Annotated in this window: 11 protein-coding genes; 4 read left to right on the forward strand and 7 right to left on the reverse strand. The window is 38.8% G+C overall.

All coding sequences use genetic code 11. The features are described 5' to 3' along the window. Nucleotides 1-81 precede the first annotated feature (81 nt). From AC0L7T_RS05285 to AC0L7T_RS05295, 3 genes are all read right to left on the reverse strand, one after another. Nucleotides 82-762 (reverse strand): SDR family NAD(P)-dependent oxidoreductase, encoded by a 681-nt coding sequence (locus AC0L7T_RS05285; RefSeq protein ID WP_473341440.1) that lies wholly within the window; start codon nucleotides 760-762, stop codon nucleotides 82-84. Between the two features lie 181 nt (nucleotides 763-943). Beyond that, the gene (folE, locus tag AC0L7T_RS05290; RefSeq protein WP_473341441.1) at nucleotides 944-1,645 is read right to left on the reverse strand and encodes a GTP cyclohydrolase I FolE; all 702 of its coding nucleotides are present in this window, start codon (nucleotides 1,643-1,645) and stop codon (nucleotides 944-946) included. Next, complete coding sequence (locus AC0L7T_RS05295; protein WP_473341442.1) at nucleotides 1,605-2,015, reverse strand: 6-pyruvoyl trahydropterin synthase family protein; 411 nt, start codon at nucleotides 2,013-2,015, stop codon at nucleotides 1,605-1,607. Before AC0L7T_RS05295 ends, folE begins: the two co-directional genes overlap by 41 nt. Before the next feature lie 593 nt (nucleotides 2,016-2,608). Here AC0L7T_RS05295 and AC0L7T_RS05300 point away from each other — a divergent pair. Next, nucleotides 2,609-3,331, forward strand: a complete 723-nt coding sequence (locus tag AC0L7T_RS05300) for a murein L,D-transpeptidase catalytic domain family protein (RefSeq protein ID WP_473341443.1) — start codon at nucleotides 2,609-2,611, stop codon at nucleotides 3,329-3,331. Nucleotides 3,332-3,360: 29 nt separating this feature from the next. Here the strand turns inward: AC0L7T_RS05300 and AC0L7T_RS05305 are convergent, their stop codons facing one another. Genes AC0L7T_RS05305 through AC0L7T_RS05320 form a run of 4 tightly spaced genes read right to left on the reverse strand, consistent with a single transcriptional unit; the run spans nucleotide 3,361 to nucleotide 7,977 of the window. Beyond that, complete coding sequence (locus tag AC0L7T_RS05305) at nucleotides 3,361-5,022, reverse strand: L,D-transpeptidase family protein (protein WP_473341444.1); 1,662 nt, start codon at nucleotides 5,020-5,022, stop codon at nucleotides 3,361-3,363. Continuing rightward, a complete protein-coding gene (gene kdsA / locus AC0L7T_RS05310; RefSeq protein WP_473341445.1) occupies nucleotides 5,019-5,867 on the reverse strand; it encodes a 3-deoxy-8-phosphooctulonate synthase in 849 nt (282 codons plus the stop codon). Before kdsA ends, AC0L7T_RS05305 begins: the two co-directional genes overlap by 4 nt. Nucleotides 5,868-5,890: 23 nt before the next feature. Continuing rightward, nucleotides 5,891-6,454, reverse strand: a complete 564-nt coding sequence (locus AC0L7T_RS05315; protein WP_473341446.1) for a KdsC family phosphatase — start codon at nucleotides 6,452-6,454, stop codon at nucleotides 5,891-5,893. Further along, entirely contained in the window at nucleotides 6,436-7,977 is a 1,542-nt protein-coding gene (locus tag AC0L7T_RS05320) for a GNAT family N-acetyltransferase (protein WP_473341447.1), read from the reverse strand. Before AC0L7T_RS05320 ends, AC0L7T_RS05315 begins: the two co-directional genes overlap by 19 nt. A gap of 211 nt (nucleotides 7,978-8,188) precedes the next feature. Here AC0L7T_RS05320 and AC0L7T_RS05325 point away from each other — a divergent pair, with 211 nt between their 5' ends. The 3 genes from AC0L7T_RS05325 (at nucleotide 8,189) to leuS (ending at nucleotide 13,016) form a co-directional block, all read left to right on the forward strand. Next, nucleotides 8,189-9,085, forward strand: coding sequence for a mechanosensitive ion channel family protein (locus AC0L7T_RS05325; protein ID WP_473341448.1), 897 nt, complete (start codon nucleotides 8,189-8,191; stop codon nucleotides 9,083-9,085). A gap of 85 nt (nucleotides 9,086-9,170) precedes the next feature. After that, nucleotides 9,171-10,115 carry a hypothetical protein gene (locus AC0L7T_RS05330; protein ID WP_473341449.1) on the forward strand — a complete coding sequence of 315 codons (945 nt, stop codon included), beginning with the start codon at nucleotides 9,171-9,173 and terminating at the stop codon, nucleotides 10,113-10,115. Between the two features lie 126 nt (nucleotides 10,116-10,241). After that, entirely contained in the window at nucleotides 10,242-13,016 is a 2,775-nt protein-coding gene (gene leuS / locus AC0L7T_RS05335; protein ID WP_473341450.1) for a leucine--tRNA ligase, read from the forward strand. Nucleotides 13,017-13,223: the final 207 nt, after the last annotated feature.

The following is a 13,223-nucleotide window of genomic DNA, read 5'->3' on the forward strand; positions in this document are numbered from 1 at the left end:
ATTTCTCTGCTATTTTGGTATTAGGGACGATCCCTTACTATCTTCACTTTTATCGATCCATTAATAGAATGAACTAAATAATTATTTAATTACTGACATACCGCCATCTACCTTTAATACCTGACCAGTAATCCAGGATGATTTATCTGACAATAAAAATGCGGTTGAAGAGGCAATGTCTTCCACTGTTCCATATCTTCCTAGAGGATGTCTTTTAGCAGCAGCTTCTTTCTTTTCATCTGTTGAAAGCAAAGCATTTGCTAGGGGAGTGTCAGTAAGGGATGGAGCAATAGCGTTTACACGAATCCCTGAAGTTGCCCACTCAGCAGCCAAAGATCTTGTAAGCCCTTCTATGGCTCCCTTGGCTCCAGCCACCGAGCTGTGAAAACCTAAGCCTGACTGCACTGCCACAGTGCTATATAGAACTACAGAGGCAGCTTTAACTTTTTTTAACCTGGCCTCTAAACATTGAAGTGTTTTAATTGCTCCCAAATAATTAATCTCAATATCCTGTCTGAATTCTGTTATCTTGAGCCGCTTAAAAGGTTTAAGGTTGATTGTGCCGGGGCAGTATACCAAGCCGTGTACAAGCTCAGGTAAATTCGGTATTTCTTCAAAATCATCCAATACATCCAATTGATTGGGACCTGTTTTAGATCTTGAATAGGAATAAACATTGGCCCCTTCGCTGGCAAGAATTTCGGCGACTTTTTCACCAATACCACTGTTTCCCCCAATAATTACGATGTTCTTTCCCTTCATCTATTCATTCATTGTTTACCTATAAGAATGAATTAATGATCAAATTGTTTAATAATCTCCTTAAAAAAAGTAAATAGACCACTAAAAAAAAAATAGGGGTACAAAAAAAGCTGCCATCTTCCAGGGGTGGCAGCTTTGCTAATGAAGCTTGTTGAAGGCTATTGGGGTAGCTTATGACAAATTACCTTGTCATTGAAATGTATTTCAGAAACTCATTTCTTTTTTGAGGATCATTTTCAAATTGACCACTATAAAATGAGGTGACGGTACTACTCGTAGTATCCCTTACTCCTCTACTGGATACACACATATGGTCCGCATCCAGTATTATTGCTACGTCATCTGTTCCCAGTGCGTCTTTTAGTTCATTGCCAATTTGCACAGTAAGCCTCTCCTGAACTTGAGGCCTTTTAGCAAAGTATTGGACAATACGATTGATTTTAGACAACCCGATTACATTTCCTTTGGAAATATATGCTACATGCGCCTTTCCATAAATGGGTACAAAATGATGTTCGCAATGGGAGAAAAAGGTTATGTCTTTCTCTACCAACATTTCATTGTACCGGTATTTATTCTGAAATAATTTTATCTCTGGCTTATTTTTAGGGTCTAATCCAGAAAAAACTTCTTTTACAAACATTTTCGCTACTCTCCTGGGCGTTCCCTTAAGACTGTCGTCTTTGAGGTCCAGCCCAAGGATATTCATGATTCCTTTAAAATGGTTTTCAATCAATTCCATTTTTAGGTCATCGTCCATTTCAAAAGCATCTTCCCTCAATGGTGTCTCATGGGAGGAAGAAATATGTTCGTCTCCTAAGTCGTCAATGGTTTGATTGAGATCAATCCCCGCTGAATTCAACAAAGTTTCTTTCTGTTTCATATAATCGAATTGTTAAGTCGTATTTTAATTCAATTTCTTCTCTCAAAATATTCCAAATAACCACAGCAATGTTTTCTGCAGTTGGATTAAGGTTTTTGAATTCATCGACATCTAAATTTAAGTTTTTGTGATCAAATTTACTTGTTATGTGCTCCTTAATTAAATCCTTCAGTTTTTTCATGTCGTAGACATAGCCAGTGTCAGGGTCAATAGGACCTGACAATTTTACGACTAAATCATAATTGTGACCATGATAGCTGGGATTGTTGCACTTCCCGAAAACGGCATCGTTTTTCTCCTCCGACCACTTTGGGTTATGAAGCCTATGGGCAGCATTAAAATGTTCCTTTCGGTAGATGGCTACTTTCATAAATTCTCTAACAGACGGTCTGCATTTTTGTTTGTTTTGATAGTATTCAACCACCAATGGAATAAAAACGTTAAGTAGCTTTTTTGTTAAAAGTATTGTAACTCGCTTTAATCCCCCCTTTTTTTATTCCAACCGAAAGAACAAATAATTAGGGGTTATCGGTTCAAAATTAATTAAATTATGGGGAATGTTATTCCATTGGTTAAGTTTAATCAGGTGATAAGGGAGGTCAAGGGGACCGTTTTAGGGGTGGCAAAGATTAATTGAGGTTAAAGTTTTTCACCTGAATTAAATAAAAATTGGAGCCATAAAGCCGAATAATAATTTTTAATAGAAGTGAAATATTTTTCATGAAAAACTGTTGTAATCTTGGAAGATTTGTAGCTTAGTCTTTGAATACCTGATCTTTCAGGGTTAGGTTATTTCCAAAAAGCGGGAATTTTACTACGTTTAGTGCTGTTACAAATAAGAAGAAATAGAATTTGTTTCTGCACGGAACGGTTTAGATTTTAATTCAGCCTTTCATTCACAAATATTGTTTCTCCAATTTTACATTAGATAGTGTGTAAATTTTCTTTTCAATAAATTAATTTATGATTAAAATTATCGCTTTTACCCTTCTTATTGTATTTCCGGTTTTCTCCTTCGAAGACACCCAGTTACATGAATTTTTTAAGAAAGCAGCACCTGCATCAGATAAGGTAGCGTCTTCAATAGAAGAAATTTGGGACAGTATCCGGTCGGACCAAAAGTCGTTGAAAAAAGAGGTGTTGTTGATGGCCTACGAAGGTTATCAAAAAATGGTAAATGATGGCTTGCTTGAAGAAGGAAAACCATTGACAATTATTGATTTTGATTTGCCCTCCTCAGAGGAAAGGCTTTGGATAATAGACATCCGAAATCAAGGTTTGGAATATGTTTCCTTGGTGGCTCATGGTAAAAACTCCGGTGAACTTCATGCCAAAAAATTCTCGAATGTTCCGGAAAGTTATATGAGTAGCCTTGGATTTTATCTTACTGGTGAAGCCTATATAGGAAAGCATGGCAAATCCTTAAGGCTGGATGGGATGGAAAAAGGAATCAATGACAATGCTAGACTTAGGGCAATAGTAATGCATGCCGCCAACTATGCGGAGAATTCATTTGTTAAGCTTCATGGTAGGCTGGGCAGAAGCTTGGGCTGTCCTGCACTACCCGATGATAATTTTGAGGAAATCGTTGAGTTGATAAAAAATAAAAGCTGCCTGTTTATTCATGCCAGCGAAGGTACCTATAAAAATCAATCTGCTTATATCGGGCATTTATCAGCAGGATAAATGCCATTGCCAACTTGATCTTGAAAAGTTTACTTCAAAGGCTTCTGCAATAAATCGAAAAGTTCATCATCTCTTGAGTAAATATCTTTTCTAACCTGGTCGGTATTTTTGCTGTCTGTCCAGAAAGTAAGGTAAAGGATAATGACAGGGATTTTTCTTGTAAGGGTAACAGATTTTTCTTTATTCGCTGCCATTGCCTTTTTTATTAGCTCATCTGTCCATAAAGGTTGGTCTGCAAGTAATAACCTGGCCAACTCAAATGGCTGTTGGATACGAATACATCCCGAACTCAAAGCCCTTTCCTCTTTGGAAAAAAGCGTTCTTGCAGGAGTATCGTGAATGTAAACATTGTGCTTATTTGGAAACATAAACTTCACTTTCCCAAGAGAATTGCTCTCTCCGGGATCTTCCCTTACGATGTATTTGAAGTTTTTGCTGTTTACGGTACTCCAGTTGATTTCAGAGGGATTGATTTCCTTTCCTGAATAATCAAGTATCCGCATGTTTTTGGACGCTAAATAATTCCGATTTTTCTTAATTGATGGAAGCACATCATTTTTTAATATTGTAGGAGGTACTGTCCAAGTAGGGCTAAATACCAAATAGGACATAGGGGCATTGAAGACAGGTGTTTTTCTATACGATTTACCTACAATAGCATTGGTGTGCAGCAAGGTATCCGTCTTACTGATATAATCCATGGCGTAATTGGCAATGTTCACAAGTATCATTTCTTGAACCGTAGTATCCGGAAGCCACCTTAAGCGTTCCATATTTACACCGACCTGCTTGATGAGGTCTTTAGGGCTCTTGTTCAATGCCTCGATGGTAGCTTTACCCAGGACCCCATCTGCCTTTAGGCCATTTCTTTCTTGGAAAAGCTTGACACCTGCCAATAAAAGAGAATCATAAACTTCCTCAGTTTCAGATTGATTGGCGGAAGCCTTTAAATCACCCCAAAACAATAATCTTTCCCTGATAATTTTCACCAACGGGCTTGTCTGTGCAAGCTCAATGGATTCCTTTACTGTTAGGATTTCCCAGTCTTTAGCAGCTTGTTTTTTTTGAAGTTCTATGTACTTTATCATGGATTGCCTCATGCGGGTGTAAATGGCAAACTTGGGTTGGAGACTAAATAGCTGTTCCCTGACATTGTCTTGGGAAACAGCAAGGTTAAGTTTTTCCAAAACCTCAGGCGCATTTCCTTTTTGCATGATTTCCCAGGAATCATTAATATGTTCCGGATTGACTTTCCCTCCATAAATATGATTGGCATAAACGATAAATGCATCACTAAGCAAAAAATCTACCTTGGCCAATTCGTGTGTTGTTAAGGGGGTTCCTGTGAAATATTTTTCAAAGAAGCCATTGATAGCATCAATGTGGTAGTCTTCTGGGATTAATCCCTCAAATGCAGCATGATGTATAAGTAGTCGCAATTCCAGGGCATTGCAGTTCAATATTAGGTCGTCAGACCATCCTGGTTCAAAAGCCCTGTCGGAATAAAAGGTAAATAATTCTGTTCTTGAATGTAGGGGGCTTTCGTCAAAAAGTGTGTTCAAAAAAGTGCTGTCTCCTTCGAGTATCGTTCTGATTTCATTGGCCACCAGTTGGCTTTGAGAAAAAGCGGTCCTTAGAAAAGCCAATTGGAATACCAGCAGAAGATAGAAACTGAACTTTACTTTTCTCATGACAGCGAATAATTTTTAAATTGATCTCCGAGTATCCAAGCACTTTTAAGCATGGCAAGAAAGTTGTCCATGTCATCAAGAGGGACCATGTTTGGGCCGTCACTCAAAGCTTCAGATGGGTTTGGGTGGGTTTCGATAAAAAAGCCATCGACTCCAGCTGCTCCGGCAGCTCTTGCGAGATAGGGTGCCATTTGGCGTTGCCCCCCACTACTTCCCTTATTGGCTCCCGGCTGTTGTACGCTATGGGTAACATCAAATATTACAGGAGCAAATTGCCGCATGATTGGAAGTGCACGCATGTCTACCACAAGGTTATGGTAGCCAAGTGAGAAGCCTCTTTCAGTGAGTGCTACATTATTATTTCCAGTAGACCGAACTTTATCCACGGCATATTGCATGTCTTCAGGAGCCATAAACTGACCTCTCTTTATTTTGATGGCTTTACCGGTTTTTCCGGCAGCTAGTAAAAGATCTGTCTGCCTACATAGAAATGCAGGAATCTGCAAAACATCGACTACATCGGCCACTGCATCTACCTGATTACTTTCATGAACATCTGTCACCAAAGGTACATTAAGCGTATTGCCAACTGTTTGAAGAACCTGCAAGGATTTTTCAAAGCCAATACCCCTGTAGGAATCAGTAGAGGTTCGATTGGCTTTGTCAAATGAAGCTTTAAAGACGTATCCAAAACCGTGTTTTTCCGCAAGCTTCTTAATAGTGCTCCCTATTTCCAGGCAAATATCCAGGCTTTCGACTGCACAAGGACCAGAAAATAAAATAGGTTGATTTCCACCTAATTTTAGCGTTTTACCTATGGCCATGGTATGCTGACTTCTTTTCATTTTTTACTTTAATTATTGGGTTATTATGTACGGTCTTGGGATGCATCTGATGGTAGGTTCCCACCAGAAAATAGGATTAAATCAGCCAATTCCCTAAAGGCTCCCTGTCCTCCCTTTTTTAAGGTGATATAATCTACTTTTTCTTTAACATAATGTATTGCATCAGAAGGAGCAGCCGAAAAACCAACATTTAGTAATAATTCCAGGTCGATTATGTCATCTCCAATATAGGCAACTTGGTCCGGATTTAATTCCATTTCTGCTATTACTTCCGATAAAGTTGGCCACTTCTCCCGAATGCCATGTAGGTGGAAATCTACCCCCATTTGCTCACATCGGATTTTGGATACGGATACATTTCGACCAGTAATAATTCCAGTTTTAATACCAGACTTGCGTAGGAAGGGTATGATTTGTCCATCCTTCACCTGAAATTTTTTGTACTCCATACCATTGTCATCCAATAGGATTCCTCCGTCTGTAAGTACGCCGTCCAGATCTGTTACGAGAAGTTTTATATTTTTGGCTTTATTAAGGACGTCTTCAAAATTCGTATTAAAGTAATCTGTCATCTCTTGTTTTTCCATTGTATGGAATACAAGTCCAACCTCCGTTGTTCAAGGTTTCGGACACTACCTGTTTTACGCAATTTGGTCAATAGTCCCAAATCCACATCTGCTACTATAGTAGTTTCCGTATTGAGAGAGGCCTCTGCTATAATTGCATCATGTGGAAAAGAAAAGTCTGAAGGAGAGTAGATGGCAGCCTGGGAGTGTTGAATGTCCATGTTCTCAACACGAGGCAGGTTGCCAACCGAACCGGTGATGGCGACATAACATTCATTTTCAATGGCCCTGGCTTTAGCACAAGTACTTACTCTTAAATAGGCGTTTTTGGTGTCTGTCCAAAATGGCACGAAAAGAATGTCCATTTCTTTCTCTGCCAAAATACGCCCCAATTCAGGGAATTCTATATCATAACAGATAAGTATCCCTATTTTTCCGGCATCAGTATCAAATACCCTTATGCCATTGCCTCCCTGGAGACCCCAGTAGGACTGTTCATCAGGCGTAATGTGTAGTTTGTACTGTTTGTCCATGGTGCCATCTCTTCTGCAGAGGTAACTTACATTACGGAGTTTTTTCCCGTCATATTCCGGCATACTTCCAGCAATAATATTGACATTATAAGACAATGCCAGGTCCCGCATTCGGTTTACAATTTCCTCTGTGTAATCGGCAAGGTTTCTAATTGCCTCAGAAGCATCCATTTTATTGAAACCAGCCAATAGCGGTGCATTGAAAAATTCAGGAAATAAACAGAAATCAGACTGGTAATCAGAAACAGTATCAACAAAAAACTCTACTTGCTGCATCAAATCGTCGACATCATTGAATCGTCTCATCTTCCATTGAACCAGTCCTAGTCTTACAATGGTTTTTTTATTGCCAATTAATTTCTCGTCTTTTTCATAATATATATTGATCCATTCCAATAAGGTGGCGTAGGCACGGGAGTCAGTGTCTTCAGGGAGGTATTTGGTGATGACTTTCCTAACGTGAAATTCATTCGCCAGTTGAAAGGAAAGGACAGGGTCAAATATTTCCTTGTTCTTTACCAATTCTATGTATTTTCTGGGAGACATTTGATCCGCAAATTTACTGTAACCAGGAATTCTACCACCAGCGATGATAGACCTGAGGTTAAGGTTTTCGCAAAGTTCTTTCCTCGCATCATAAAGCCTTCTGCCCAGACGCAAACCTCTGTATTCTCTATCTACAAATACATCCGTACCATAAAGGGTGTCTCCTTCTGAATCGTGGGTGTCAAATTTTCCAAATCCAGTGATTTGGCCATAAGTATGGCTGTCACCATATTTGGCGTAATCTACTATAAGGCTCATTGCCACGGCTACCACCTTTCCATTGTCCTCCAAACAAATTTGCCCTTCGGGAAAGGCATTAAGTTGATTTTTGAATTCCTCCTTAGTCCAGGACATGGCCTGGGTCTTATAAGTAGAAACCATTATTTCACGGATATCATTAAAATCAGAATGTTTGATGTTTCTGAGTTTAAGCCTATGTTCGAGTTCTTCCTTTTGTTTACTCATGGGAATAAAATTAGCAACAAATGTACCTAAATTGCGCGCTTTTAAAGGAGTAGATAAGAAAATTTAAATGGAATTTTAACCTTCGATAAATTTAATTTAACTTTTTGCTCCTAAGCGGGTTAGTTTACGGATAAACAATTAAGAATTTTTATTTAATTATCCGTAGCTTACAAGTAGCTTTATCAGGTCTAATCGGTTTAATCAACGTTATATGAATGAAGTCTTACAAGATGTGAAAAATGGTGGTTTCCTTGAGAAGATTAACGAGTTTCTCAATTTGAAAATATTAATGTTTGGAGAAACAACATTAACCATAGGTTTGTTTTTAGGCTTAACAGTTTCAATTATTCTGGTATTCGTCGTTTCTGAATTGGCGCGAAAATTTATAGCCAATAAGGTTTTAACCAAGTACAAATTGGAAGTTGGCATTCGCCAATCGATTGCAACAATCTTTAAATACCTTTTGATCATTATTGGTTTAGTGACCATTTTGCAAAATAGCAATGTAGACTTAAGTGCCCTTGGTATTCTGGCTGGAGCTGTTGGTGTGGGTATTGGTTTTGGGCTTCAGAATATTACAAATAATTTTATAAGTGGGTTGGTCATACTTTTGGAAAGGCCAATAAAAATAGGTGACAGAATAGAGGTGGATGATGTATATGGTGATGTGGTGACAATTTCTGCAAGATCTACCACTATACTTACCAATGATAATATTTCAATTATAGTACCAAATAGTCAATTTATCGATAACCCAGTGATCAACTGGTCGCACAATGATAGCAATATCAGATTTAACATACCTGTAGGGGTGTCTTATAGGGAAGACCCTGAAAAAATAAAGGGGATTTTACTGGAAGTGGTGAAAAGAAATTCAGGTGTGCTAACAAAACCAGAACCTGATGTCCTTTTTGATAAATACAATGATAGCAGTATAGATTTTAATCTCCGGGTATGGACAACTGAGTATACTAATAGGCCAGGAGTATTGAAAAGTCAGTTGTATTACGAGATTTTCAAAAAGTTTGGTGAGGAGAACGTAGAGATACCCTTTCCTCAGAGAGATTTACATATCCGGTCGGGTTTAGATAAAATTGCACCTGACTAATTTTTTTATTTCCCTATTCTATTTACCTTTATGGGGGTTATTGCCAATAGGTTAATAGCAATGGATAAGAAGGTACGAGAGAAAGATGACCAGGAGGATATTTTTTATAGCATTTTTTTTAATAACAATTTCATCACAAACATTTGCCCAGAGTATTTTTAGGTTTAGGTTTGAAGAACCATGGTCATTCTCTATTCAGGGTGGCCCTTCTCAATATTTTGGTGACCTATATGCCTTGTGGCAATACAAAGAAGGGGTTCAACCAGATTATAATGCAAGTTTTAGTGCCAGGTATGTTTTTGGAACAAACTTAAAAGCCAGAGGGGATATTGGATTTTATCAGATTTCCGGACAGGATGATCATGCAGATCCTGTGAGTGGGAGGATACCCCGAAATTTGAATTTTCGGAGTAGAAACTGGGAAGCTGCGTTATTGGTTGAGTATTACCTGAAACCGGTAAAAGTATACAATATCACCAGAGAGTTTTTTAATCCTTATGTTTTTTTTGGTATAGGGGCTTCTACCAATAACCCACAAACACTTTATAAGGGAGAATGGATAAATCTGCGCCCTTTAAGAACTGAAAATGAACTTTATGATGACATAGTAGCCATTTTTCCCATGGGGTTTGGGTTTAAGTACAAAGCGAATGTTTACATGGATTTTTTCATGGAAGGTAACTACCGGTTTACCTTCTCTGACTATCTTGATGATGTCAGTTCCTACAATATTTCAGGATTTTATGAAGAGCTGATTGATGATTACGTATCGGGAATAGACCCTGATAGGTTGCGTCTTTCTATCCGTCAAGACAGATTTTTGCTTCCAAATGGAGAGCCCAATATTGAATTAATCCGAAATACCAGAGGAAGTGCCCGAAGGGGCAGTGGAGATCCTCGACTTAATGAGCCTGATGCAAGGTATGATGGTTACTTTACCTTGAATGTTGGTGTAGAAATTTATTTTTCCACGGATATTTGGGACAACTGGATTTTCCGTAATAGAGGCAGGGGATATAGGTTTTGGTAATATTACCCCCGATTATTTTTGTTTATTATTGAAGGATTCGCATATAGTGATTCATATTCGAAATGAATAGGGATATTTTTTATACTTTTGGAATTGAAATGACCAATAATTTTACAATTACTGAAAATGTCTGAATATAATTTTCGCACCATTGAAAAAAAATGGCAGGACCGTTGGGAGAAAACGGGACTTTTCAATGCCAGCCCAGTAACAAATAAGCCAAAATTTTATTCTTTGGATATGTTCCCCTATCCATCAGGAGCAGGATTACATGTAGGACATCCATTGGGGTATATAGCTTCTGATATCGTTACACGTTATAAAAGGTTAAAAGGCTTTAATGTATTGCACCCAATGGGGTATGATTCTTTTGGGCTACCAGCTGAGCAATATGCAATACAAACTGGCCAACATCCGGCAATAACAACGGAAGAGAACATTAAAAGATATACCGAGCAGCTTAAAAATATAGGTTTTGCCTTTGACTGGAGCAAAGAGGTAAGGACTTCAGATCCTGAATACTATCGATGGACGCAGTGGATTTTTATGCAGCTTTTTGATAGCTATTATGATTTGGAGGCCAATAAAGCCCAATCGATAGGTCATCTAATCTCCGTTTTTGAGAAAGATGGAAATCGAAGCATTAAGGCAGCTTGCGATGATGATACTGAGCTTTTCAGCAAGGAAGATTGGAATCAATATTCTGACGAGGAGAAACAAAAGATACTATTAAGGTACAGGCTAACTTATTTAGCTGAAACTACTGTCAACTGGTGTGGTGCTTTGGGTACGGTACTTTCAAATGATGAAGTCAAGGATGGCTTCTCTGAAAGAGGAGGGCACCCGGTAGAAAGAAAACGCATGATCCAATGGAGCATGCGGATAACTGCCTACGCAGAACGTTTGCTCAACGGATTGGAAGGCTTAGACTGGCCGGACCCTGTCAAAGAAATGCAAAGAAATTGGATTGGCAGGTCATTGGGTGCCGAAATGGTATTTGATGTAGAAGGGCAAAATGAGAAAATTAAGGTTTTTACCACCCGGATTGATACCATTTATGGGGTGACCTACCTGGCGCTTGCTCCTGAACATGAGTTGGTAGCAAAGTTGATTACAGAGGATCAAAAAGAGACCGCCCTTGACTATGTGGCCCAAGCAAAAAACAGGTCGGAGAGGGATAGAATGACGGATGTAAAAACCATTTCAGGTGCATTCACTGGTAGCTATGCAAAAAATCCATTCAACGGAGAAAGTATTCCAATCTGGATTGCTGATTATGTTTTGGCTGGTTATGGTACAGGGGCGGTTATGGCTGTACCTTCTCATGACGAACGAGATTTTAATTTCGCCAATCACTTTGGCTTAGAGAAAAGACAGGTTATAGAGGGGGACATGTCCAATGGTTCCTTTCCTGGCAAAGGCGGGACTATCATGAACTCAGGTTTTATAAGCGGAATGAAAATGCAGCCTGCTATGGACAAAGCCATTTCTTTTCTTGAGGAAAAAGGAATAGGAAAAGGCAAAATCCAATATAAAATGCGGGATGCTATTTTTACCAGACAACGGTACTGGGGTGAGCCACTTCCCGTATATTTCAAAAATGATTTGCCTTATCTTATTGATGAGCGTGATTTGCCTTTAAGGCTACCTGAAGTGGATAAATATTTACCTACTGAAGATGGGGCCCCACCATTAGGTAGGGCAAAAGACTGGACTTATAAAACGGATACCGGCAATTATCCATTAGAAATGAGTACCATGCCAGGTTGGGCAGGTTCAAGTTGGTATTTTTTCAGGTACATGGATGCCAATAATAAAGAGGCCTTTGTTAGTAAAACTGCGGCGGATTATTGGGGCGCTGTTGATTTGTATATAGGAGGTGCTGAACATGCTACAGGTCACCTGCTTTATTCAAGATTTTGGACAAAGTTTTTGTTTGATAGAGGCTTAGTCTCTATTGATGAGCCTTTTCAGAAAATGATAAACCAGGGGATGATCCAAGGCAGGTCCAATTTTGTCTACCGTAAGAAAGGTACCAATATTTTTGTTAGTCATGGATTGATAGGGGAGCATGAAGTAAGCCCTATGCATGTGGACGTAAACATCGTTTACAACGATCAGCTGGACCTGGATGCTTTTAGAAACTGGAGACCTGACCTAAAAGACGCTGAATTCATTCTTGAAGATGGTAAGTACAATTGCGGTGCAGAAGTTGAAAAAATGTCCAAGTCCAAGTACAATGTGGTCAATCCAGATGATGTCATTGAAAGCTATGGTGCAGATACTTTAAGGCTTTATGAAATGTTCCTAGGCCCATTGGAACAGTTTAAACCCTGGAATACCAACGGGATAGATGGGGTGTTTAAGTTTTTGAAAAAACTGTGGAGACTTTTTCATGACCAAAATGGAGAGTGGAATGTTTCAGACAAACCTGCCTCCAAAGAGGCCTTGAAATCCCTGCATAAAACCGTGAAGAAGGTGGAGGAAGACATAGAACGACATGCTTTCAATACCTCTGTATCTTCATTTATGATTTGTGTAAATGAATTGTCAGCCTTGAAGTGCAATAACAAGGATGTTTTGGAACCATTATTGGTGGTATTGTCTCCTTATGCACCTCATATTTCTGAAGAATTATGGGAACGTCTGGGGCATGAAGATTCAATTATTAATTCCCAGTTTCCACAAGCAGAGGAGAAATACCTCACAGAAGATAGCCACCAATATCCAGTGTCTATCAATGGGAAAATGAGGGCGAAAATTGAATTGTCATTGAGCCTATCAAAACAAGAAATAGAAGCAGCAGCACTTGCTGATGAACATATCCAGAAATGGACAAAAGGTCAGAAACCTAAAAAGGTTATCGTCGTCCCTGGTAAAATCGTGAACATTGTAGTTTAAGTCGATATAGGTAATAGTGATTACTATTGCTAAAGATTCGTTCAAATTTAAAATTTCAAAAAGCCCAATTTAATCTGAATTGGGCTTTTTTATGCATAATTTTCTTTGTCTGAGAAAAGTCCTGAGACAGTATGTGGATGTTTTTTCAAACATAGATATAAAATGAATTCGGGGAATCAAAAGGGATTAATTGTGAATACCCCAATC

This window comes from Cyclobacterium sp. 10D3-21 (assembly GCF_055809755.1).

What these genes read in the sequence shown, in the direction of transcription:
- AC0L7T_RS05285 (WP_473341440.1), bottom strand. Translation starts at nt 762, where the DNA reads ATGAAGGGAAAGAACATCGTAATTATTGGGGGAAACAGTGGTATTGGT.
- folE (WP_473341441.1), bottom strand. Translation starts at nt 1,645, where the DNA reads ATGAAACAGAAAGAAACTTTGTTGAATTCAGCGGGGATTGATCTCAAT.
- AC0L7T_RS05295 (WP_473341442.1), bottom strand. Translation starts at nt 2,015, where the DNA reads ATGAAAGTAGCCATCTACCGAAAGGAACATTTTAATGCTGCCCATAGG.
- AC0L7T_RS05300 (WP_473341443.1), top strand. Translation starts at nt 2,609, where the DNA reads ATGATTAAAATTATCGCTTTTACCCTTCTTATTGTATTTCCGGTTTTC.
- AC0L7T_RS05305 (WP_473341444.1), bottom strand. Translation starts at nt 5,022, where the DNA reads ATGAGAAAAGTAAAGTTCAGTTTCTATCTTCTGCTGGTATTCCAATTG.
- kdsA (WP_473341445.1), bottom strand. Translation starts at nt 5,867, where the DNA reads ATGAAAAGAAGTCAGCATACCATGGCCATAGGTAAAACGCTAAAATTA.
- AC0L7T_RS05315 (WP_473341446.1), bottom strand. Translation starts at nt 6,454, where the DNA reads ATGGAAAAACAAGAGATGACAGATTACTTTAATACGAATTTTGAAGAC.
- AC0L7T_RS05320 (WP_473341447.1), bottom strand. Translation starts at nt 7,977, where the DNA reads ATGAGTAAACAAAAGGAAGAACTCGAACATAGGCTTAAACTCAGAAAC.
- AC0L7T_RS05325 (WP_473341448.1), top strand. Translation starts at nt 8,189, where the DNA reads ATGAATGAAGTCTTACAAGATGTGAAAAATGGTGGTTTCCTTGAGAAG.
- AC0L7T_RS05330 (WP_473341449.1), top strand. Translation starts at nt 9,171, where the DNA reads ATGACCAGGAGGATATTTTTTATAGCATTTTTTTTAATAACAATTTCA.
- leuS (WP_473341450.1), top strand. Translation starts at nt 10,242, where the DNA reads ATGTCTGAATATAATTTTCGCACCATTGAAAAAAAATGGCAGGACCGT.